The 23,180-nt window shown below is 64.7% G+C and carries 21 protein-coding genes; 6 read left to right on the forward strand and 15 right to left on the reverse strand.

Annotated features, from left to right (window positions below):
* Positions 1–123: 123 nt before the first annotated feature.
* The 5 genes from HLH45_RS03100 to HLH45_RS03120 are packed head-to-tail and all read right to left on the reverse strand — an operon-like array spanning position 124 to position 4,532.
* Positions 124–1,317 (reverse strand): ABC transporter permease, encoded by a 1,194-nt coding sequence (locus HLH45_RS03100; protein ID WP_008571232.1) that lies wholly within the window; start codon positions 1,315–1,317, stop codon positions 124–126.
* The gene (locus HLH45_RS03105) at positions 1,314–2,060 is read right to left on the reverse strand and encodes an ABC transporter ATP-binding protein (RefSeq protein WP_008571231.1); all 747 of its coding nucleotides are present in this window, start codon (positions 2,058–2,060) and stop codon (positions 1,314–1,316) included. Before HLH45_RS03105 ends, HLH45_RS03100 begins: the two co-directional genes overlap by 4 nt.
* 31 nt (positions 2,061–2,091) lie before the next feature.
* Complete coding sequence (locus HLH45_RS03110) at positions 2,092–3,693, reverse strand: alpha/beta hydrolase (RefSeq protein WP_046932077.1); 1,602 nt, start codon at positions 3,691–3,693, stop codon at positions 2,092–2,094.
* 54 nt (positions 3,694–3,747) lie between these two features.
* Positions 3,748–3,948 (reverse strand): helix-turn-helix transcriptional regulator, encoded by a 201-nt coding sequence (locus HLH45_RS03115; RefSeq protein WP_008575151.1) that lies wholly within the window; start codon positions 3,946–3,948, stop codon positions 3,748–3,750.
* A complete protein-coding gene (locus HLH45_RS03120; protein ID WP_008575149.1) occupies positions 3,945–4,532 on the reverse strand; it encodes a hypothetical protein in 588 nt (195 codons plus the stop codon). Before HLH45_RS03120 ends, HLH45_RS03115 begins: the two co-directional genes overlap by 4 nt.
* 463 nt (positions 4,533–4,995) lie before the next feature.
* On the opposite strand from HLH45_RS03120, the gene HLH45_RS03125 reads away from it, so the two are divergent.
* Positions 4,996–6,558 carry a GH39 family glycosyl hydrolase gene (locus HLH45_RS03125; RefSeq protein WP_008575147.1) on the forward strand — a complete coding sequence of 521 codons (1,563 nt, stop codon included), beginning with the start codon at positions 4,996–4,998 and terminating at the stop codon, positions 6,556–6,558.
* Between the two features lie 118 nt (positions 6,559–6,676).
* Here the strand turns inward: HLH45_RS03125 and HLH45_RS03130 are convergent, their stop codons facing one another.
* A complete protein-coding gene (locus HLH45_RS03130) occupies positions 6,677–6,949 on the reverse strand; it encodes a metal/formaldehyde-sensitive transcriptional repressor (protein ID WP_008575145.1) in 273 nt (90 codons plus the stop codon).
* Between the two features lie 64 nt (positions 6,950–7,013).
* Here HLH45_RS03130 and dmeF point away from each other — a divergent pair, with 64 nt between their 5' ends.
* Positions 7,014–8,015: a CDF family Co(II)/Ni(II) efflux transporter DmeF gene (gene dmeF / locus HLH45_RS03135; RefSeq protein WP_008575143.1), complete on the forward strand. Its 1,002-nt coding sequence runs from the start codon at positions 7,014–7,016 to the stop codon at positions 8,013–8,015.
* Between the two features lie 85 nt (positions 8,016–8,100).
* Here dmeF and HLH45_RS03140 read toward each other — a convergent pair whose 3' ends face one another.
* Positions 8,101–8,928 carry a ferredoxin--NADP reductase gene (locus HLH45_RS03140; RefSeq protein ID WP_011348949.1) on the reverse strand — a complete coding sequence of 276 codons (828 nt, stop codon included), beginning with the start codon at positions 8,926–8,928 and terminating at the stop codon, positions 8,101–8,103.
* A 36-nt stretch (positions 8,929–8,964) separates the two neighbouring features.
* Here HLH45_RS03140 and HLH45_RS03145 point away from each other — a divergent pair, with 36 nt between their 5' ends.
* From HLH45_RS03145 to HLH45_RS03160, 4 genes are all read left to right on the forward strand, one after another.
* Positions 8,965–9,960, forward strand: a complete 996-nt coding sequence (locus HLH45_RS03145; protein WP_029820664.1) for an ABC transporter ATP-binding protein — start codon at positions 8,965–8,967, stop codon at positions 9,958–9,960.
* A complete protein-coding gene (locus tag HLH45_RS03150; RefSeq protein WP_029820666.1) occupies positions 9,957–10,769 on the forward strand; it encodes an ABC transporter permease in 813 nt (270 codons plus the stop codon). The genes HLH45_RS03145 and HLH45_RS03150 overlap by 4 nt, the downstream gene beginning before the upstream one ends.
* Entirely contained in the window at positions 10,769–11,713 is a 945-nt protein-coding gene (gene panE, locus HLH45_RS03155; RefSeq protein ID WP_008575135.1) for a 2-dehydropantoate 2-reductase, read from the forward strand. The genes HLH45_RS03150 and panE overlap by 1 nt, the downstream gene beginning before the upstream one ends.
* A gap of 296 nt (positions 11,714–12,009) precedes the next feature.
* A complete protein-coding gene (locus HLH45_RS03160) occupies positions 12,010–12,525 on the forward strand; it encodes a hypothetical protein (protein WP_029820668.1) in 516 nt (171 codons plus the stop codon).
* Positions 12,526–12,672: 147 nt separating this feature from the next.
* Here HLH45_RS03160 and HLH45_RS03165 read toward each other — a convergent pair whose 3' ends face one another.
* From HLH45_RS03165 to HLH45_RS03200, 8 genes are all read right to left on the reverse strand, one after another.
* A complete protein-coding gene (locus HLH45_RS03165; RefSeq protein ID WP_011348953.1) occupies positions 12,673–13,074 on the reverse strand; it encodes an acyl-CoA thioesterase in 402 nt (133 codons plus the stop codon).
* Between the two features lie 37 nt (positions 13,075–13,111).
* On the reverse strand, positions 13,112–13,564 hold the full coding sequence (locus HLH45_RS03170) for a DUF3592 domain-containing protein (RefSeq protein WP_008575128.1): 453 nt from the start codon (positions 13,562–13,564) through the stop codon (positions 13,112–13,114).
* Positions 13,565–13,601: 37 nt separating this feature from the next.
* Positions 13,602–13,928, reverse strand: coding sequence for a thioredoxin family protein (locus HLH45_RS03175; protein ID WP_008575126.1), 327 nt, complete (start codon positions 13,926–13,928; stop codon positions 13,602–13,604).
* Between the two features lie 4 nt (positions 13,929–13,932).
* Complete coding sequence (locus tag HLH45_RS03180) at positions 13,933–14,385, reverse strand: flavodoxin (RefSeq protein WP_008575123.1); 453 nt, start codon at positions 14,383–14,385, stop codon at positions 13,933–13,935.
* Between the two features lie 570 nt (positions 14,386–14,955).
* Positions 14,956–15,999: a ribonucleotide-diphosphate reductase subunit beta gene (locus HLH45_RS03185; protein WP_005914812.1), complete on the reverse strand. Its 1,044-nt coding sequence runs from the start codon at positions 15,997–15,999 to the stop codon at positions 14,956–14,958.
* 176 nt (positions 16,000–16,175) lie between these two features.
* A complete protein-coding gene (locus HLH45_RS03190; protein ID WP_008575121.1) occupies positions 16,176–18,674 on the reverse strand; it encodes a ribonucleoside-diphosphate reductase subunit alpha in 2,499 nt (832 codons plus the stop codon).
* 602 nt (positions 18,675–19,276) lie between these two features.
* Complete coding sequence (locus tag HLH45_RS03195; protein WP_008575120.1) at positions 19,277–20,320, reverse strand: DUF475 domain-containing protein; 1,044 nt, start codon at positions 20,318–20,320, stop codon at positions 19,277–19,279.
* Positions 20,321–20,425: 105 nt separating this feature from the next.
* On the reverse strand, positions 20,426–23,134 hold the full coding sequence (locus HLH45_RS03200) for a bifunctional acetate--CoA ligase family protein/GNAT family N-acetyltransferase (protein ID WP_008575117.1): 2,709 nt from the start codon (positions 23,132–23,134) through the stop codon (positions 20,426–20,428).
* Positions 23,135–23,180 lie beyond the last annotated feature (46 nt).

Here is a 23,180-nt window from a genome sequence, read left to right on the forward strand (position 1 = left end):
GACATGGAAATGCAAAAGCCCGCAGCGATGCGGGCTTTTGCGTTGTAGCGGTGGTGCAACTCTGGTGTTGCGCGTTGCAGGGTGCCGCCGGGACTTGCCGCAAACAGCCGCCACCCAATACCCTCAGCCCGAAATCGCCAACCGCTCCTGGTGATACCGGCGCACTGCCGCATACCACAGCAAGGCCGCCACACCGAAGCCGGCCAGCAGATACACCGCCCAGGTCTGCAGGTTGATGGTCTCGTGGCGGATCACCTTCAACAGCATCTGGTTCTGCGCCAGAAACGGCACCGCAAAATGCCACAGCTGCGTCTTCAGCGGATAGGCCATCAAGGCGTAGCCCGGCAGCATTGGCAGCAGCAGTAACCAGGTCATGTGCGCCTGCGCTTCCTTCATGCTCTTGGCCGCGGCGGCCAGATAGGTCAGCAGCGAAGTGCCGACAAACAGCATCGGGACCAGGATGAAGAGCATCTGCAGCATCGGCACGAAGCCGACATTGAGCTGGCGACCCAGGTTGGATGTGGACAGCTGCGCGCTCAGCTTGAACGCCAGCAAGGTGAGCAACAGCGACACCATGCCGATCACGCAGGCCGCAGCGATCTTGCCGCTGACGATGGCGCTACGCGGCGCCGGCGTGGCCAGCAAGGGCTCCAGCGACTGGCGTTCGCGCTCGCCGGCGGTGGCGTCCAGAATCAACGAGGCGCCGCCCAGAAACGAGGTGATCACCAGCAACACCGGCAGCAGCATCGCCATCATCTGGCCGCGCTTGGCTTCGGCAGTGGCCAGGTCCTGCGCGGCCACTTCCAGGGGCCTGGACACCTGCGCATCGATACCGCGCGCCAGCAGCCGCAATGCGCCGACCTGCTGGCTGTAGCCGGTGAGCGCGGCCTGCAGGCGCATGCTCGGCACATCGGCCTCGCGGCGGGTGCTGTCCTTGATGATCTCCACCAGCGCCGGCCGGCCTTCGCGCCAATCCTCGGCGTAGCTGTCGCTGATGCGCAGTGCCACATCCACATCCTGGTTGCGAATGGCCGCGGTCAGATCGGCTGGCGCATCCACGGCATTGAGCCCCTGCGCGGCCAGGAATCGCACCAGATTCGGTGCGTTGCTGCGCCCGAGCGTGGGGATCTCCAGCGGCTTGTCGATCTGCGTGCGCACGCGGCTTTCGCTCAACGCGCCCATGCCCAGGATCAGGATCGGGTACAGCAGCGGCGACAACAGCAACGCCAATGCCAGGGTGCGCCGGTCGCGCGAGATGTCCCGCAATTCCTTGCGCAGCACGGTCCACAGCGTGGACAACAACGATGTGGTGCTCATGCGTGCAGTCCCTCGTCCGAGCCGATCGCCTTGACGAAGGCGTCTTCCAGGTTGTGTTCACCGGTGGCAGCGCGCAGTTCGTCGGCGCTGCCGGCCGCCACCACCTTGCCCTTGGCGATGATGACGATGCGGTCGCACAGCGCGGCGACCTCTTGCATGATGTGGCTGGAAAAAATCACGCAGCGCCCCTCCGCACGCAGTTGTTGCAGGAAGCCGCGCATGGCGCGGGTGGTCATCACGTCCAGTCCGTTGGTGGGCTCGTCCAGGATCACGTTGCGTGGATCGTGCACCAATGCGCGCGCAATCGCGGTCTTGGTGCGCTGGCCCTGGCTGAAGCCTTCGGTCTGGCGGTCGAGAATATCGTCCATGTCCAACGCGCTGGCCAGCAGGTGCGTGCGCTGTGCGATCTGGCTGCGCGACAGGCCATGCAACTGGCCGAAGTAGGCGATGTTCTCGCGTGCGGTCAGGCGCTTGTAGACGCCGCGTGCGTCCGGCAACACCCCGAGTGCGCGGCGCACCGTCACCGGGTCGCGGGCGGCATCCACGCCATCGACCGTGACGCTGCCCTGGTCGGGCGTCATCAACGTGTAGAGCATGCGCAAGGTGGTGGTCTTGCCGGCGCCATTGGGGCCGAGCAGCCCGGTGATCTGGCCGTCGGCAGCGCTGAAGCTGACCCCGTCGACGGCTTTCACCAGACCGGTCTTGGTCTTGAACGACTTATGCAGGGTATCGACGACAATCATGCGAGCGCCTCCGTGGCGTGGTCGATGCGACTCATGGTTCCCATCCGTTGAACGAGGTGAAGGCAGGCACGGTGTTGAGGCTGGCAACGCAGGTGGTATCCAGCGCCTTGGCATCGGCGGTCTGCATGAACTGGCTCAGCACCTTGGGCATGCAGCCCAGCCGGAACACGCCATGCCCCTGCCCGGGCGCGATCACATGCCGGCCGTTGGGCAGCCCCTGCAGCACGCGCTCGGCGTAGCGTGGCGGCGTGACCGGGTCGAGCGCGCCGGAGAGCAGCAACACCGGCAAGGTGGAGCGGAACGGCGCGCTTGCGGCGGCCGGCGCCGGCTTGGACGGCCACACCTTGCACGGTGCGAAGAACATCTCGGCGACCTCGTTGCCCAGTAACGTGGTGTCCTGGTGTGCGGGTGGGTGATAACGCCCGGCATCTTCGCTGCACAACACCGACCATTGCATCAGGCGATTCATCTGATCGGACATGCCCGATGCGCTCATCTGCGCCAAGGCCATCAACGAGGCGTAACGGCCTGCGGCAGCTTCGTCCAGCACCAACGGCAGCAACGATGCGGTTTCCGGCGCATACGAGAAACCGAACGCCAGGCCGGCCACGGTGTCGGCAGTGACCTGCTCGTGGCGTAAGCCACCGGTGCGCGGGTCGCGGTAGTCCACCGCCACCGGTGCCTGCCGCAGCCGCTCGACCACCTGGCGCAACTGCGTGGCGGTATCGACTGGAAAGCGCCTGGCGCATGCAGGCTGCTGGCGGCATTGCGCAGACTGCAGCGCGATCGCATCTTCGAAGGTGCGCGCGAACTCGCCGCCGATCACCAGATCGTTCGGCGCCACGCCATCGATCACCACGGTGCGCGTGTGCTGCGGATAACGCGCGGCATAGTGCTGCGCCACGCGCGTGCCGTACGAGGCACCGATCAGATTCAGCGTCTGCACGCCCAGCGCTGCGCGGACCGCATCCAGATCGCCGATGGCTTCGCTGGTGGTGTAGTAGCGCGGGTCGGCGTCGTTGCGCAAACCGTCGGCACATCGGGCCGCATACGCAGTCAATTGCTCGGCGGAGGCCTGGCTGCTGTTCTCCAGCGCCAGCGGCTTGCCCGCCGCGTCGCGACACTCCAGCGGATGCGAGCCGCCGGTGCCGCGCTGATCGACCAGAAAGATGTCGCGCTGCTTGCGCACTTCATGCAGGCCCATGTCCACGATCGCCGCGACCTCAGTGGCCGATTGCCCCGGTCCACCGGCGATGAAGAACACCGGGTCCGGCGTGCTGCCGGCGCCGGCTTCGCTTTCCAGCCAGGCAATCTTCAACGCGATGCTGCGCCCGCTCGGCGCGGCCGGATTTTCAAGCACGCGCAGGCTCGCGCATTGCGCTTCGATGTTGCCGGCAGCACCACCAGCGCTCAGCGTGCACGGCGTGAACAGCAGCGTGCCGTAACGATTGCCCGCGGCAGTGCCGGGCGGCATTTTTGAGGCGGACTGCTGCGCAGTCGTACCCGGCGCTGTCGCGGTGGATTTTGCTGCAACGTCGTTTGCTGCGGCCGGCGCTGCGGCGCGCTGGCATCCGGCAGCCAGCATCGCCATCAGCACTGCCGCCACCATCGTGGATTGCTTGACCATCGTCATCCTGTCTCCTGGCATTGCCTGTCCCCCGACGCTGCATGCGGCCACACGTGACCGTTACTGCCCGTCTTCGTAAAGAAAAACGTGCTCGATCGATTCCCCAAACAGGCGTGCGATCCGAAACGCCAACGGCAGGCTGGGATCGTACTTGCCTGTTTCCAGCGCGTTGATCGTCTGCCGCGACACACCCAGCCGTTCGCCGAGTTCTCCTTGCGACCACCCATTGGCCTCGCGCAATTCGCGCACGCGGCTATTCATTCAAAACGACGCGCGTGGATGCTTTTGGTGATGCCGTAGATGGCGCACAGCAACGGAAACACCCACAGCATCGCCGCGCTCGCCGGAACATCGATCAGCGCGGCGGCCTGCAGAAATCCGGCCGTCATGTACGCACCGCTGACCAGGCCGGCGGCAATGGCGATCGCTTCCAGCTCGATCCGTCGTTGCATCTCGTCCGAATCGCGCACGTAACGCGCCACCGCACGAATGACCAGTACCACCAGCACCGCCGGCAGCAGGGCGATCAATACGCGCGCCCAGTGCGGCCCGACATGCCCGAGCAGATAGCGCCAGAACAGCATCACCAGCACGTACAACAGCATCGGGATGCCGAATTCGCGGTAGTACCGCCGCGCCAACGCCGGACGGGTGCTATCGCGCGGATTGCCGCGCGCCAGCCACATCGGCACCGACAGCAGCATGCATGAGCCACCAATACCGGCACTGACCCCGGCTAGGTAGTTGTTCAACGGCAGCACGTGCCACAGACCCAGCAGCCCAATGCCGAGCAAGACCAGTCCCACGCAGAACACCAGCAGCGCCTTGCGCTTGCAGCTAGTCATCGCACGGCCTCGGTGAAGCCATGACGCGCTGCCCGATCGCTGCGCGCACGCCCGGCGACCGTGCGCACAGCGCATCGCGTTGCGCGGTGATGCCTGCAATCCATGTGCCTATGCTGCCGCCGCATCTCAGTCGCCTGTCAAGTACGCTTGACAGGCAAGATGCGCCCACTGGCGCTTGCTGTCAAGCACCCTTTACACATTCCAATGCGGTTTTTTTTTGCGTCCGCCGTCATTGCCTGGCCCAAGCGGCGAACACCCGTCGCGGGATGTCGGCAGGTAAGACAGACGACACACAGCCGCCGCAGCGTACGCACGGCACATCCGATGCCAAGCCGCGGCAGCGGCCGCGTTCGCATGGCGGCTGCCTAGCGATGTTGTTGGCCCCGCGACATCACTCCGCATGTCGGCAGTGGTCTGCCGCATATGCGTTAGGCTGCCGGCTGGCACTTCAGCAGGAGCGGCGATGCGTTCACATGTCTTGTTGGCAGCGGCGCTGTGCTGCGTGACGGCTTCTGCACCGGCGCAGCACGCAGCGCCGCGCACGATCCAGCTGGATCTGGCCACGGCGGTTGCGCCGATCGATCGTTTCTACGACCTGTCGGTTGGCTCGGATTTTCCCGGCACCTTGATTCGCAGCGACACGCAGGCGCATCTGCTGCCTGCCGTGCAAGAGTTGGGGTTTCGCTACATCCGCTTCCACGATGTCTTCCATGATGTGCTCGGCACCGTCAAACAGGTCGACGGCAAACTGGTGTACGACTGGACCAAGCTGGATCAGTTGTACGACGCACTGCTGGCCAAACGCATCCGTCCCTTCGTCGAACTGGGCTTTACCCCAAGCGCGATGAAGACCTCCGAGCAGACGCTGTTCTACTGGAAGGGCAACACCTCGCACCCGGATCCTGCCAAGTGGAGGCAGTTGATCGATGCGTATGTGCGCCACATCCGCGCGCGCTACGGTGCCGAGGAAGTGCGCCAGTGGTATTTCGAAGTGTGGAACGAGCCCAATCTGAAGGATTTCTGGGAGAACGCCGACCAGCAGGCGTACTTCGATCTGTATGCGAACACGGCGCGCACCATCAAGGCGATCGACCCGCAACTGCGCGTCGGCGGTCCATCCACGGCAGGCGCCGCCTGGGTACCCGGGTTACTGGCCTTTGTCGCCAACAACAAGCTGCCGATCGATTTCGTCACGACACATACCTATGGCGTGGATGGCGGGTTTCTCGATGAAGACGGCAAGCAGGACACCAAGCTGTCTGCGTCGCCGGATGCCATCGTCGGCGATGTGCGGCGCGTGTGCGCACAGATCCAGGCCTCGCCGTTTCCGGATCTGCCGCTGTACTTCACCGAGTGGAGCAGCAGCTATACGCCGCGCGATTTCGTCCACGACAGTTACATCAGCGCGCCGTACATCCTGACCAAGCTCAAGCAGGTGCAAGGCCTGGTGCAGGGCATGAGTTACTGGACCTATACCGATCTGTTCGAAGAACCCGGCCCACCGCCCACGCCCTTCCACGGCGGATTCGGGCTGATGAACCGCGAAGGCATTCGCAAGCCGGCCTGGTTCGCCTACAAATATTTGAATGCACTCAAGGGCCGCGATGTGCCGCTGAGCGACGCACACTCCCTCGCCGCAGTGGACGGCACGCGTGTCGCCGCGCTGGTGTGGGATTGGCAGCAGCCCGTGCAGGCGGTGAGCAATACGCCGTTCTACACCAAACAGGTGCCCGCCACCGAAAGCGCACCGTTGCAGATGCGCATGACCCACGTGCCTGCCGGCACCTACCAGTTGCAGGTGCGCAGGACCGGCTATCGGCGCAACGACCCCTTATCGCTGTATATCGACATGGGCATGCCCAAGGCGCTTGCGCCGCGTCAGTTGACGCAGTTGCAACAGGCCACCCGCGATGCGCCCGAACAGGACCGTCGTGTGCGTGTGGGCGCCGATGGCGTGGTTGCCATCGCGGTACCGATGCGCAGCAACGATGTGGTGCTGCTGACGCTGGAGCCGGCGGCGCACTGACTGCAAGCGCCAGGGTGCCGCGCGTCAGGACGACGCGGCGCGACACGCACATGCAGGCCGTCCCGCGCGCCTGGACCATAACCGGCCGGGGATGAGCGCAATGGTGTGTCGGCCGCGCTTACTTCAGATAGGTCTTGAGGATGGCCGTGATGTCATCCACTGCCAGCTCACGCTCACCCAATGCATCCGGCGCGGCCACGTGATGCTTCAGGTGCTCGCTGAGCAACTCGACCATCAAGCCCTGCGCCGCGCCGCGAAATGCGGCCACCTGGGTCAGCAACGCGGTGCAGTCCACGTCTTGCGCCAGGGCTTTTTCCAGCCCTTCCACCTGCCCGCGGATCCTGCGCACGCGCGCGAGCAGTTTCGATTTGTCCTGATTGAGATGTGCCATGCCATATACCCCCTGGGGGTATTTAGGATACCCTCTGGGGGTACCTTAGCCAGAGCTACCGCCGATGTCGACCACGCACGCTGCGCCGCATTGCGCGCAGTCGCATACCTTTGCCAGCGCCAACCCGATCGCCGAGCGCAGCACCCGCAAGGCGGTGATCCTGACCGTGCTCATGATGGCGGTGGAGATCGTGGGCGGTTGGACGCTCAATTCCATGGCCCTGCTCGCCGACGGCTGGCATATGAGCTCGCACGCGTTGGCGCTGGGACTGGCGTTGTTCGCCTACCGCTTTGCGCGGCAGCATGCCGGCGATGTGCGCTTCACCTTCGGCACCTGGAAGGTGGAGGTGCTGGGCGGTTACACCAGCGCGGTCCTGTTGCTGGGGGTTGCCGCGCTGATGGCATTCCAGTCGGTGGAACGCTTGTTCACGCCCAAGCCCATCCAGTATCAGGAGGCCACCGTGATTGCGCTGATCGGCCTGCTGGTCAATCTGATCTGCGCATGGTGGTTGCGCGACTCGCATGGGCATGCGCACGGTCATCACCATGGTCACGTGCACGCGCATGACAGTCACGGACATGCGCACACGCACGAGGGTCATGGTCATGGCCAGGAGGCGCACAGCGATCTGAATCTGCGCGCGGCGTATCTGCACGTGGTGGCCGATGCCGCGACCTCGGTGCTCGCCATCGTGGCACTGGTGGCCGGCATGCACTGGGGCGTGACCTGGCTGGACCCGCTCATGGGCATCGTCGGCGCGGTGCTGGTCACCGCCTGGGCCTGGGGGCTGCTGCGCAGCACCGGCAGCGTGTTGCTGGATGCGGAGATGGACGCGCCGGTGGTGGCCGAAGTGAAACAGGTCATCGCCGAGCTTGGGCATGCGATCGACATCGCCGACCTGCATGTCTGGCGGGTCGGCAGCGAGCGTTATGCCTGCGTCGTCAGCCTGGTCACTGCAGCCGATATCGATGCGGAGCTGGTGCGCCGCGCACTGCAGATCCATGAAGAACTGGTGCATGTCACGGTGGAGCTGCAGCGCCCGGCGCTTCTGGACGCTGCCGGCTAAAACCGCAGCAACTTGGCGTCACACGCTGCAGGCCACAGCACGCCTGCAGACACAGGCGGCATCGACGCGCCGCCTGCATGCCACCTCAGACCTTGGGCGGCGTGGAGCTGACGTACTTCTCGCGGCGAATCTGCGCACTCGGCAGGCCGGCGGCTTTGAGCGCGTCCAGGCAGGTGTCCACCATGTCCGGGTTGCCGCACAGGTAGGCGATGTCGTGCGCGGCATCGGGCGCGAACTCGGCCAGGTGCTGCTGCACGTAGCCGTGCCGCACATCGGCATGCGGCTGCTCGGGCACTTCGCGCGAGAAGCACGGCACGTAGCGGAACTGCGGGTGCGCATCGGCAAACGCGCGGAAGTCGTCGCCGTACAGCAGCTCGGTCGGGGTGCGTGCGCCCTGCAGCAACACCACCTGCACACCGCGGGTGGCGATTGCCTCGGCCAGCAGCGGCAGCATCGAGCGGTACGGGGTGACGCCGGTGCCGGTGGCGATCAGCACGTAACGCTGGTTGTGATCGCCCGGCTGCAGGCAAAAGCGCCCGTAGGGGCCGCTTGCCTGCAACTGGTCGCCAATCTCCAGGCCTTCGAACAAGGCCGTGGCCGAGCCGCCGGGCACGAAGCTCACCGCAATCTCCACTGCCTCGCCCGGCCCCAGCGCATGATCGTGGATGGTCGCCAGCGAATAGCTGCGCTTGGTCGGCGTGCCATCGGCATAGTCGAAATGGATCTGGATGAACTGGCCGGGCTGGAAATCCAGCGGCTGGCCGTCGTCACGGACGAACTGGCAGTGGGCCACGGTGGGCGCAATCATGCGCCGGTCGACAAGCTTGAGGGGGAATTGAACGGGCACGAACGTATTTGGGACAGTCTGTGATCGGGGCAAGCCCCAACGGGCTTCTATAATAACGGGCTGCAACTCGCTGCGCCGTCACCCTGGCGCGAAGGACCCGGCTTGAATTCCCCATCTCCCCGTGCGCCCGCCCTGCGCGTGTGCGATCTGCGCAAGACCTACGACAACGGCACCCAGGCGCTCAAGGGCGTCTCGCTGGACGTGGCGCCAGGCGATTTCTTCGCCCTGCTCGGCCCCAACGGGGCGGGCAAGTCCACCTTGATCGGCATCATCAGCTCGCTGGTGAACCTGTCCGGCGGCCAGGTGGAAGTGTTCGGCACCGACCTGGTCGCCCACCGCAGCGATGCGATGCGCCTGATCGGCCTGGTGCCGCAGGAAATCAACTTCAACCTGTTCGAAAAGCCGTTCGACATCCTGGTCAATTACGCCGGCTTTTACGGCATGCCGCGCAGCCAGGCGCAAGCACTGGCCGAAGTGGAACTACGCCGCGCCCACCTGTGGGAGAAGGCCCAGGTGATGAGCCGCACGCTCTCCGGCGGCATGAAGCGCCGGCTGATGATTGCCCGCGCCATGATGACCCAGCCGCGCCTGCTGATCCTGGATGAACCCACCGCCGGTGTGGATATCGAAATCCGCCGCGACATGTGGCGCGTGCTCAAGGACATCAACGCCGCCGGCACCACGATCATTCTGACCACGCATTACCTGGAAGAAGCCGAGCACCTGTGCCGCAACCTGGCCATCATCAATCATGGCCAGATCGTCACCCAGGGGCCGATGCGCGAACTGCTGGCCAAGCTCGACGTGGAAGGCTTCCTGTTCGATATCGACGGTGAGCTGCCCGCGCAGTTGCCGGTGATCGAAGGCACCACGCTCACCGCCATCGACGGCCACACGCTGGATCTGGACATGCCGCGCGCGATGGACCTCAACCGCGTGTTCGCCGCGCTGGGCGACGCCGGTATCCGCGTGCGCTCGATGCGTACCAAGAGCAACCGGCTGGAAGAATTGTTCGTTCGTCTGACCGGGCCTGGCGAGACCGTCGCCGCCCCGGCTCCTGCCGCAACGGCGCCCGTGCGCCCGGCAGGCCACCCATGAGTCCTTCGGAGCCGTCGATGTCCGCCACGCCCGCCACACCCCGCCAACGCAACTGGATTGCGCTGGGCACCATCGTGCGCCGCGAAGTGCAGCGCATCCTGCGCATCTGGGGTCAGACCCTGGTGCCGCCGGCCATCACCATGACGCTGTACTTTTTGATCTTCGGCGGGCTGATCGGCTCGCGCGTGGGCGAGATGGGCGGCTACAGCTACATGCAATTCATCGTGCCGGGCCTGGTGATGATGAGCGTGATCCAGAACAGCTACGGCAACATCTCTTCGAGTTTCTTCGGCGCCAAGTTCGGCCGCCATGTCGAAGAACTGCTGGTCAGCCCGATGCCCAATTGGGTGATCCTGTGGGGCTACGTGTCCGGCGCGGTGCTGCGCGGGGTGATGGTCGGGGCGATCGTGCTGATCATCGCGATGTTCTTCACCCCGGTGCGGATCCCGCATCCACTGGTCACGCTGACCACGGTGCTGCTGGGCGCGACCATCTTCTCGCTGGCCGGCTTCGTCAATGCGGTCTACGCCAAGAAGTTCGACGACGTGGCGATCGTGCCCACCTTCATCCTGACCCCGCTGACCTACCTGGGTGGCGTGTTCTACTCGGTGAAACTGCTGCCCGGCTGGGCCGAAGCGGCCACTCACGCCAACCCGATCTTCTACATGGTCAACGCGTTCCGCTACGGCCTGCTCGGTAGCTCGGACGTGCCGATCTGGGTCGCCTACGCACTGATGCTGGGCTTTGTCGCCGTGCTCAGCGCGCTGGCGCTGTGGTTGCTGCGGCGGGGTGTGGGGCTGCGGAGCTGATGGCCATGCGCATCCTGATCCTGGGCGCCGGCGGTACCGGCGGGTATTTCGGCGGGCGTCTGGCGCAGGCCGGCGTGGATGCCACCTTCCTGGTGCGCGAAGCTCGTGCAGCGCAGCTCCAGGCCAACGGCTTGCGCATCCGCAGCCCGCTGGGCGATGCCGATCTGCAGGTGGCGCATGTCACCGCGCAGGACTTGCCGGCATTGGTGGCGCAGCGGCCGTTCGATCTGGTGATCTTGAGCTGCAAGGCCTACGACCTGGACAGCGCGATCGAGGCGATTGCGCCGGCGGTGGGCGAGCACACCACGGTGTTGCCCATCCTCAACGGGCTGCGCCATTACGCGGCCCTGGACGAGCGCTTCGGCGCCGCGCGGGTGCTGGGCGGGCTGTGCTTCATCAGCGCTACCAAGGGCGAGCACGGCGAGATTGAGCACCTGGGCAAGCCGGCGGCGATCACCTTCGGCGAGCGTAGCGGTGACGCACATTCGGCGCGGGTGCAGGCATTTGCCGCCGCCTGCGCGCAGGCCAGCATCGACTACGTGGCCAGCACCCAGATCGCGCAGGAGCAGTGGAACAAGTACAGCTTCCTCACCACACTGGCCGCGGCCACGTGCCTGATGCGTGCGCCGGTCGGCGCGATCGTGGCCACCGACGACGGCCGCGCGTTGATCAACGGCCTGTACAACGAATGCCTGTGGGCTGCCGATGCGGCCGGGCAATCGATTCCCGAGCCGGCACGCGCCAAAGCGTTGCAAACGCTGCTGCAGGTGGATTCGCCGCTCAAGGCCTCGATGCTGCGCGACCTGGAAGCCGGCCAGGACGTGGAAGCGGCGCAGATCGTCGGCGACATGCTGGCGCGCGTGCGCGAAACCGGGCGCAACGCGCCTCTGCTGATGGCGGCCAATGTGCACCTGCAGGCGTATCAAGTGTTGCGGCATAGTTGATCATGGCGGGCAACTGGGGCCGCCTGCGCGTGTGAGCCGTCTCCGCCATCCGCGCTTCGGGCACCTTCCCCGCAGGCGGGGAAGAGCGCGGGACAAAGGATGCGGGTCGCTACACGGCAATGGGTCAAAGGCCTGCATATACACTCCACCGCATTGCTCTGGAACGTCACTTCTCCCGCTCGCGGGAGAAGGTGGCGCAACGCGCCGGATGAGGGCGCGCCGGGTTGGCGCAGCCTTCGCGCTGCAACGACGCGGTGCACACGATGCTCTGCTTCCCATCGTCCGCCTCGCCCCTGATGAAAGCGCTCAGCCACCTGTTTCGTGCCGGTCATTTCGTGATCCTGGCGTTCTTCGTGCTGTGCGCGGCGGGCCTGGTGACGATGGCCGGGCTGGAGTTGTGGCACGGCTTCACACCCGGCGGCGACATGGTGGTGCGCGACCGTTTCAACGTCGTGCTCGAAGCCATCGGCCTGCTGACGGTGGCGCTGGTCACGCTCGAATTGGGCCAGACCATCTTCGAAGAAGAGATCCTGCGCGACGTCAAGGTCAGCGGCCCGACGCGCGTGCGGCGGTATCTGTCGCGCTTTTTCGTGGTCATCGTGATCGCGCTGGCAATCGAAACGCTGGTGTCGATCTTCGAACTGATGCATGCCGACCCGGCCAAGCTGCCTTACGCGGCTGCCGTCGGCTCCTGCGCGGCACTGCTGCTGATCGCCTGGGGTGTGTTCGTCAAACTCAATCGCAGCGCCGAAGAGCTGGAACCGGAGGCGATGGAAGAAACCAAGCGCGAAGACCGCGAAGTGCAAGAGTAAGCGCGCTCACGGCGGCGAGCACCATGTCGCGAGCGGTCGTCAGGCGGGTGTGGATGAAGCGCAGCAACCGCAGTGCACGTGATACATACCGCACCGAGCGCCGGCTGCGCCCACATGGCGGCAGCGCAGTCGTCTTATTCGCTGCTCTTAGCCGGCTGCCGGCAGCGGCGGCACCGCCGTCGGCTTGCCATCGGCATCGAGCGCAATCATCACGAACTGCCCGCGCGTGCACAGCTCGCGTGCGCCGCTGAGCAGGTCTTCGGCGATCAGTTCCACTTCCACCGTGATCGAGCTACGCCCCACCAACACCACGCGGGCGATGGTTTCCACCATCTGGCCCTGGCGGATCGGCAGCTTGAAATCCACCTGATCCGAACGCGCCGTCACCACGGTGCGGCGCGCATAGCGCGAGGCGGCCAGGAACGCGGCCTTGTCCATCCACGCCAGCGCCTGCCCACCGAACAGCGTGCCCAGATGGTTGGTGTGATTGGGAAACACGATCTCGGCCATGCGGGCTTCGGTCGGTGCAACGGGCGTGGAACTGGTCATGAAGAAGTGCCGTAAGAAGGAAGGATAGCCAGCCCGATCATCTGCGCAGCGGCGGCAGGAAGCTCAGGTCCAGGTGGTAGCGCACTGGCCGCTGCGGATCGACGAACACCCGCAGCGACTGCCCCTCGCGCAGGAACGGCTGCGGATCGGTCCACAGATTATCGCTGCGATACTCGGTCAAGGTGTCGTGCGTGCGGTCGTGGCGATGGGCCAGGATACGGAACGGGTGCACGCCGTTGACCTGCAAAGACGCATTGCGTTCAACGCACACAAAACGCGCCTCCACCACCGTGCCATGCCGGCGCAACCACGCAGCACGGCGCGCATGCCAGACGCGATAACCGAGGATGCCACCACCCACGCCGCCGAACGTCACGCCCAGCAGCAACAAGATCCAGCGCGCCTGATCCGGCAGCAGCGCCACACCGGTCAACAAGCCCAACCCCGCCAGCAGGAAGCTCCAGGCGACGATGGTGACCGTGGTGTTCATTGCCGGGCGCCTCGCATCGACCGGGCGCCCGTCGCCATCACAGGCCGCTACGGACCGCCGCTTCCACCTGCGCCGGCGACTGAAAGCCGGGCAGACGCGCCACTTCACTGCCGTCGCGGTAGAGCGCCAGGGTCGGCGTCTGGCGCAGGCCCAGCTCGCGGAAAAAATCATGCCCTAATACTTCAAGCTTGACCTTTAACAACGCTAAGCCGCCTGCGGCATCGCTCTTCGCGAACCTCTCCAGAGACATATCGAGCATCCGACATCCAGGACAGTCGTCCTTATAAAAATCCACGAGCGCGCGCGGGTGCTCGGCCAGCGCGGCAATGTAGTGTTCAGGCGAGGTGACTGTAATGGTCTGCATCGTGTCAATTGTGTTGGCATTGGGCCAGGACTTGATCGGTCCAGGTAGAGATGATCTGCGCATCCGTTGCACCGTGGGGCATCTGCTCGATGGTCAAGCGCGCAAAGGGACTGGAGAAGAACTGTGCGATGCGGTGTACGGCACCGCAATAGTACTCCTCACCCCACTGTGTTTCGCCGGTGCCGAACACGGCTACGCGTGGTGGCTTCCCGATCATCTCCACCAAATCGACGATGAAACGTTTCATTTCGGCAGGCGTACGCCCTCCGTTGGCCGTCCAAGTGCCAAGCATGAACAAGTCATACTGATCTAGCGTCAGCGATGCGTTCGCCAGAGTCTGCATATCGGTTTCAATCCAATCCAATGACAAGCCATGCTCTACACAGCGAGCACGAATCATCCGCGCAACATCGCGCGTGTTGCCGCTAAGCGATGCAACCGCAAGAAGGATTTTCATGTGACGTATTCATGAGATTGCAGCTCGCGTCTTGAACGTCGCAGAGCCCTGATTGATATCTATAAGTAGCATCTTAGTTCCATGCCAACATTTCACTCAGTTAGGGCGCCGGCACACCGGCGCCCTTCCCATTTCCCCAGAGATCACGCCTGCAAATTAATGGCTAGGCAGTGAACGAAAGTGTTGACACACATTCTCCAGGCGTCCATTTCGGAACCTGGTGTACGAATGCACGAACACACTCTTGAAGAGAGTTTTCATGTTGACCTCTTGATCAAAAGAGGCGCAATGAACCGGTGGAAATGGATCTGGCTATCCTACGGAATGCGACCGGCGGCACTAGGCCTAGCGGCCAACTCTCTGTAGGATGCTCGTTGTCAGCGAGTGCAATTGTTGACGAAGCTCCAAATCTGGTGTAGTGCGGATCGCCTCTAGCATCCGTCTATCCCGGGCATCGAGTGGCTACTGTGCGTTAGCGCGCACACAGCCACTCGTTTGATCTGAATCAACTAAGTTGTAAAAGATCAATCTAGAACCCGCCCACAGTGGCGGGTTCTTTTTTGCAGCGCTTTACAAGTCGTCGAAGCCGTTATCCGAATTGGTCTTCTTGTACGAGGCATTACGCATCTCGAAGAAGTCGGTCTTGGTTTCGGTGAAGTTGTCGGCGTAGGCCTTGATCCACGGCATCACGTTGTCGTTAGCGCCTTCGTACAGCTTCTCGATGCCGAGCATGCCGGCCATCTTGTTGGCGCGGTACTTCACGTAGCGGATCATCTCGTCCACGTCGATGCCGTCGATGCCGTCCAGCACTTCGGCAGTCCACTGGGTTTCCAGGTCGATCGCGTGTTCGAAGGCCTTGTGCACGTAGTCGGTAAGCTCGTCGCCCTGCAGCGCCTGGTTCTCGCCGATGATGGCGCGAATCAGCTCGCTGATGAACTTCGAATGCGCCAGTTCGTCGCGGTTGATGAAGCTGATGATCTTGCCGGTGCCGGTCATGCGGTTCTGGCGCACCAGATTGTAGAAATACGCAAAGCCGGAATAGAAGTTGATGCCTTCCAGGATCGAGGACTGGATCAGCGAACGGATCAGCGTTTCGGCCGTCTTCTCGCGCATGAAGTCTTCGTAGGCGCCCATGATCGGCGCGTTGCGCTTGATGATGGTCGGGTGCGTGCGCGCGATTTCGAACACGCGGTTCTGGTCGGCCAGGCCGGTGATCGAAGCCAGCACGTAGCTGTAGCTCTCGTTATGGATCACTTCCTGCTGGCCGATGATCGCGGCATTGGCATGCGCGGCCGGGTCGGTGATGTATTCGGCCACGTTGTAGATGAAACGCGTCTGCGGCGAATCCAGCGTGGCCAGCAAGCCGATGATCGAATCGTAGGCATTCTTTTCGCGCGCCGACAGCTCGTTGTACTGGCGCGCGTCGCCCTTCATGTCCACCTCGTCGGGGATCCAGAAGTTGGTCGACAGTTCCTTGTAGGCCCGATAGAAGGACGGGTACGGAATATCGTTCCAGTTGAGGATGCCCGAGGTCTGGCCGTTGATGATGCCGGTCGAACGGTTCGGGTTGCGCGGCTCAAGGATCTTGATGCGGTCGAGCGGTGTTGCGGACATGGGTTTCTACTCGTGTTTCAGGCGCCGCGCGTACAAACAAAAACGGCGGCGCAACAAATCAATCTGGAGGAAAGCCCCCTGAGTCAGGGGGCGCGCCAAAGGCGCGGGGTGTGGGAGCTGGTGAAGCAGGGTCCACGGTTCGCAACGCGAACCGTGGAAGCGAAGCGCGAATGCGCTTAGCTACTGCACCACTCGCACTCACTGATGTCGATATCGTTGGAGCGCACGTAGTACGTGGTCTTCAACCCTTCGCGCCAGGCGGTCATGTGCAGGTCCAGCAGCGTGCTCGCACGGATGGTGCTGGGCACGTAGAAGTTGAAGCTGATCGATTGGTCCACATGCCGCTGGCGGCGCGCGTTCTGGCGCACGCTGGCGAACTGGTCGACCTTGTAGGCACCCTTTTCGTAGTACGGCCAGGTCTCCAGCGACAGGCCGGGCGCGGCAACCGGACGACGGAAGTCCTTCTTTTCTTCGTAGTAGAACGCGCTGTAGATCGGGTCGATCGAGGCGGTGGAACCGGCGATCTGCGCGGTGCTCATGTTCGGCGCCACCGCCAGCATCCACGCATTGCGCACGCCATTGACCGCCACCTGCGCCGACAGCTCCAGCCACTGCGGACTGTTGTAGTCGCGTGCACGGAAGTACTCGCCGTTGTGCCAGTCGCTGCCGCGGAACACGCTGTAGGTGCCCTTTTCCTTGGCCAGCTCCATGCTCGCCTGGATGGTCAGGTAGTTGATGCGCTCGTACAGCTCGTCGCTGTAGTCCTCGGCTTCCTTGGCATTCCAGTGGATGGACTTCTGCGCCAGCAGATGATGCCAACCGAAGGTGCCAAGACCGATCGCGCGGTACTTCTGGTTGGTGATGGTGGCCTGCGGCACCGGCAACTGGTTCAGATCGATCACGTTGTCGAGCATGCGCACCTGGATCGGGATCAGGCGCTCCAGCACGTCGGCGCCCAGCAGATCGGCCTGGTCGGCCTGCACGGTGATCGCGCGGCCCAGGTTGATCGAGGACAGGTTGCACACGACGAAATCGCCCGCCTTCTTGGTGGTGACGATCTGATTGCCGCTGATGATCTCCTGCATCATCCGCGTCGGGCTCATGTTCTGCAGGATCTCGGTGCACAGGTTGGACGAATAGACCATGCCCTCGTGCTTGTTCGGGTTCTTGCGATTGACTTCATCGCGATAGAACATGAACGGGTTGCCGGTTTCCAGCTGGCTGACCATGATGCGCTTGAAGATCTCGATCGCCTTGACCGTCTTGCGCGTGATGCGCTCGTCGGCGACGACTTCTTCGTACTTGCGACGGAAGCTGCCGTTGGCGTCGCCCTTCTTCTCGTCATAGAAGTCCTGCAGGTACCAACCCTTGATCCGCTTCACTTCGTGCGGGTCGAACAGGTACCAGTCGCCGCGGCGCTCGACCGCTTCCATGAACAGGTCGGGGATGCACACCGAGGTGAACACGTCGTGCGCGCGCAGGCGCTGGTCGCCGTTGTTCAGGCGCAGGTCCAGGAACGCTTCGATGTCGCGGTGGAAGATGTCCAGGTAGACCGCGATGGCGCCCTTGCGCTGGCCCAGCTGGTCCACCGACACGGCGGTGTTGTTGAGCTGCTTGATCCACGGCACCACGCCGCCGGACGAGTTGGACACGCCGCGGATCGCCGAACCCGACGAACGCACATAGCCCAGGTAGGCGCCGACGCCGCCGCCGTGCTTGGACACGCGCGCCACGTCGGTATTGGAGTCGTAGATGCCCTGCAGGCTGTCGTCGACGGTGTCGATGAAGCAGCTCGACAGCTGGCCGCCGACCTTGCCGGCATTGGCCAGGGTCGGGGTTGCCACCGTCATGTACAGGTTGGACAGCGCCCAGTAGGCCTCGCCCACCAGCTGCATGCGGCGCTCGCGGCTGCCCTTGCCGGTGCCGATCTCGTCCTGCATCAGGTACAGCGCGATCGTCAGCCAGCGCTCCTGCGGCAGTTCGAACACACCGCGCGAGCTATCGGTGGCCAGGTAACGCGTGGCCAGCAGGTACAGGCCGTTGTAGGCGAACAGCTTGTCGCGCTCGGGCTCGATCATCTTGCCGGCTTCGATCAGCTCGTCCTTGGAATAGCGGCGCAGGATGTCGTTGGAATAGACATTGCGGTCGGCCAGGCTCTCCTGCAGGCCGACGAACGAGCCGTACTTCTGGCTGGCGTCGTAGAAACGATTGCGGCTGGCGCGCTTGTACAGGCGGCGCAGGTACAGACGCGCAGCGAAATGCTCCCACTCCGGGGTGGTCAGGTCGACGCGGGCTTCGGCCTCGCGGATCAGGTGATCGACCAGGTCGTCGGCGTTGACGCTGTCCTTGCGCTCGACAAACCCGAACACCGAGCGCTTGTAATCGGCCACGTCCAGCTGCGGGAACTCGGCATGGATCTGGTCGATGGCGCGATTCAGGCGCTCCGGCTCGAACGGAATCTTGCGATTGCCCGCTTCTTTCGTGATCCAGGTGGAGACGTTTTGTTCTTCGATGGTCTGTGCGTGCATTGCAATGGCTTGGCGGGGAGGCGGCACGATGTCCGACGGGTCGGTCAATTCCGGCGCGCCGCAGGCGGGCGCGGCAACGCTGGCGGGAACGCTGGTGGGTGTTGCGGTACCGGCGGCGATCGCGGAAAGGGTGTCGTTGGTGGTCATGCGTCCTCCATGCGTAGGCACACGAACCTGCCGGAGCAGGCAACGACCGAGCGGCGTCCAGGGTGCACTGGCGACACAGGACGCACAGCGCGCAGGCCATGGCCTGCGGCGGCATCACCCACCAATTTCCCTCAACTCCCACGGCCGCCATCACGCGGTGTGCTGTCGCATGATGGTGTTCGGTGGCAACGCGCTGCCGTCATCGGGCCGGAAGCGACCGCGGCAATGCCGGGGCGCGTACAGGTCGCTGAGATGGGAGCCGCAGGCAATGTCGCACTTGCGCATCGCCTTCGTCTGATCGGTGCCACTTGGGGGCGGTCACCACCGAACCCCAAGATAGTGGGGTACCCCCAGGGGGTCAACACCAAATGTGCCCAAATTGCGCCGAGCCTTGCGGCACAACGGGCTGCGCTGACGAGCGGTCGCCTCGCGCGGCGGGAGGACGAATCCGACTGCGCAGGTCAAGTCGGGAGGGTCCTGATTCGTTCGCCGCACTCACTCGCCGTCGACACCAGGCGTGCTATCGGTCGCGTTTTTTTACCCGCCGGGCGCCCACGCGCCGGCCAGCCGTTCAGCGACCGCGCAAGCTCGCCGGTGATCGCTCAGATCTCGGTCGGCCCGAGATGGTGGCGCTTTCGGTAGCGGATCGACGACCACACCGACGCGGCGATGAAGGCCACGCCGATCAGGCCGGTCAGCACTTCCGGCACGTGGTAGACGGTGCCCACCAGCATGATGATCGCCAGCACGCCGATGGCGTAATGGGCGCCGTGCTCCAGGAACACGAATTCGTCCAGGGTGCCCTTGTGCACCAGGTAGACGGTCATCGAGCGCACGAACATCGCGCCGATCGCCAGGCCCAGCATGATGATCACCACGTCGCGGGTGATCGCGAAGGCGCCGATCACACCGTCGAACGAGAACGAGGCATCCAGCACTTCCAGATACAGGAACGCGGCGATGCCCGAACGCTTGGCCGGGCCCATGCTGCCGTCTTCGCTCTCTTCGGCCTCGAACAACGCATCCACGCTGCCGACCAGCAGATACAGCAGGATGCCGCCCAGGCCTGCGAACAGCACGCTCTGGAAGATGGCCTCCGGCAGGAACAGCTTGGTGCCCAGCAGCACCGACACCGCCACGATCACCGACATCGCATCGGCCTTGCCCAGCTTGCCGACCAGCCGCTCCACCGGGCCCAGCCAGTGCAGCTTGCGTTCCTGGTCGAACAGGAAATTCAGGAACACCAGCAGCAGGAACATGCCACCGAAGGCGGCGATGGAAGGGTAGTTATCGGTCAGCACCTGGCTGTAGCGGTCCGGCTCCTTCAGCGCCATCTGCATCACCGGCACCAGGCCCATGCCGGTGGCCACCGACACGATCACGATCGGGAACACCAGGCGCATGCCGAACACGGCGATCAGGATGCCCACGGTCAGAAACAATTTCTGCCAGAACGCGTTCATGTGCTTGAGCACGCCGGCGTTGACCACCGCGTTGTCGAACGACAACGACACTTCCAGCACGCTCAGCACCAGGCACAGCCACAGCGCCTGCCAGATCCCCATCGATGAGGTATGGCCCCACCACGCAGCCAGGCCCAGGCAGATGGCGGTGACCACGAACGACATTCTGAAATCGCGAAACATTGACACTCCCAGGCGGGCCGAGACGACAGCCGGAGCAATGGGCCAGATCGAGGCCTGGCAGCCCGGCGTGCAGTGGAGGATGGGGGACCGCGGCGTGACGCAACGTCAGGCCGGGCGCGGCTCGCCCATTATAGGGAGTGTCACCGCCATCAGGGTCGCATCGTCCGGATCCGGGCGCACGCCAAAGCCCAGGCTCTGGCACATCGCCAGCATGGTGCGGTTCTCGCGCAGCACCTGGCCTTCGATCTGTTTGAGGCCCAGCCAGCGCGCGTACTCGATCATGATGCGCATCAGCTGCCAGCCGATGCCGTGGCCCTTGAGGTCCGAGCGGATCAGGATGCCGTACTCGCCGCGCTGGTAATCGGCATCGGCGTGCAGGCGCACCGCGCCGAGCATGTCGCCGGTCTTGGGGTCGATGGCCACCAGCGCGATGGAGCGGGCGTAATCGAGCTGGGTCAGCCGGGCAATGAATTCATGGCTGAAATGCTTGACCGACTGGAAGAAGCGCAGGCGCAGGTCTTCGTCGGTGACGCGGGCGAAGAAGGCGCGGAACAGCGCGTCGTCTTCCGGGCGCACCGGGCGCACCAGCGCATGGGTGCCATCGCCCAGGCCGATCTGGCGCTCCCATTCCTTGGGGTACGGGAAGATCGCAAAGCGCGGATGGCCGCGGCCCTTGTGCAGCTTGCGCGCCGGCGCCACCGCCACGCGGGCGTCCAGCGCAATCACCCCATCGCGGTCGGCCAGCAGCGGGTTGATGTCCAGCTCGGTGATTTCGGGGATGTCGGCGGCCAGCTGCGCCAGCTTGACCAGCACCAGCGCCACCGCACGCTCGTCGGCGGCCGGCACGTCGCGGTAGGCCTTGAGGATGCGCGAGACGCGGGTGCGGCCGATCAGTTCGTGGGCCAGGCGCAGATCCAGCGGCGGCAGGGCCAGCTCGCGGTCGTTGATGACTTCCACTGCGGCGCCGCCGCGCCCGAACACGATCGCCGGGCCGAACACCGGGTCGTCGGCGATGCCGGCGATCAGTTCGCGCGCCTTGGGCCGCAGCACCGTGGGCTGCACGATCACCCCTTCGATCACTGCATGGGGATGCGCGGCGCGCGCACGCGCCAGGATGCCGGTGGCCGCTTCGCGCACCGCCGCCACGCTGGACAGGTTCAGGCGCACGCCATCCACGTCGGACTTATGCGCGATCTCGCTGGACAACACTTTCAATGTCACGGTGCGGCCGACGGCCAGCAACGGGTCGGCCAGCAATGCCGCCTCGTTGGCGGTGGCGGCCACCTGCAGCGGTACGACCGGGATGCCGTAGGCGGCCAGCAGGCGGTTGGTGGCGACCGGATCCAGCCAGCGCCGGCCGGCCGCCAGCGCCTCTTCCACCAGCGTGCGCGCGATGCCGGCATCCACGACGAAGTCTTCCGGCAGGCTGGGCGGGGTTTCCATCAGCGCCGCCTGCGCCTCGCGGTAGCGCACCAGGTGGGTGAAGCCACGCACCGCATCCGATTCGGTGGCATAGGTGGGCACGCGTGCGGCGTTGAGCGCGGCGATCGCCGCATCGTCCTGGCCCAGCCACACCGCAAACACCGGTTTGTCGCGCTGGTAGCGGTTGCGCTGGTCCAGCGCGCGGGTCAACGCCTTGGCCGCATCGGCCGAGGAGGTGAACGCGGTGGGCACATTGACCACCAGCAGCGCGTCGTTTTCCGGATCGTCCAGCAGCGCTTCGATCGCTGCGGCATAGCGCGCGCCGTCGGCGTCGACAATGATGTCGACCGGGTTGCTGCGCGACCAGCCTTCCGGCAGCGATTGATCGAGTTTTTCCAGCGTCTTGGGCGACAACTCGGCCAGGGTGCCGCCGCGCAGCACCAGCTGGTCCACCGCCAGCTGCCCCACCCCGCCGCCGTTGCTCAAAATGGCCAGGCGCCGGCCCGGGAAACTGCCGAGCCGGCCCAGCGTTTCGGCGGCGGCGAACAGCTCGTCCAGCGCGCCCACCCGCAACAACCCGGCGCGTGCGAACGCCGCGCCGTACACCGCATCCGAACCGGCCAGCGCCTGCGCGTGGGTGTCGGCATTGGGATTGATGCGGTACTGGCGGCCGGATTTGACCACCACGACGGGCTTGGCGCGCGCGGCGGCACGTGCGGCCGACATGAACTTGCGCGCATCGCCGATGCGTTCGACGTACAGCAGGATCGCGCGAGTGCGGTAGTCGGTGGCGAAGTAGTCGAGCAGATCGCCGAAATCCACGTCCAGCGTATCGCCCAGCGACACCACCGCCGAAAACCCGACCGAGCGCGCCACACCCCACTCCACCAGCGCGGCGGCAATGGCGCTGGATTCGGAAATCAACGCCAGGTCGCCGGCCTGCGGGCAATGCGCGGCGATGCTGGCATTGAGCCGCGCATGCGGGGCGATCACGCCCAGGCAGTGTGGGCCGAGGATGCGCATGCCCTTGGCGCGCGCGGCCGACTCCATGCGCGCGGCCGGCGAGCCGGGGCCGCTGCCCAGGCCGGCGGTGAGGATGATGGCGGCCGCCACACCACGCCGCGCGGCGATGGAGACGATGCGCGGCACGATGCGCGCCGGCGCTGTAATCACCACCAGGTCCGGTACCCACGGCAGATCGGTCAACCGCGCCACCGTGCGCACGCCATCGATCTCGCTATAGCGCGGGCTCACCCAACCGATCCGGCCGGGAAACCCGGCCGCGCGCAGGTTGCGCACCACCGCCCGCCCGGCCGAGCGCTCGCGCGGGCTGCCGCCCACCACCGCGACGGTGCTGGGACGAAAGACCTGCTGCAGGTGGTACGTACTCATCGGACGGGGGACGCGAATGCCATCGCGCTACGGTACACGCACTGGC

The sequence above is a fragment of the Xanthomonas euvesicatoria genome (genome assembly GCF_013112235.1).
GTDB lineage: Bacteria > Pseudomonadota > Gammaproteobacteria > Xanthomonadales > Xanthomonadaceae > Xanthomonas > Xanthomonas euvesicatoria.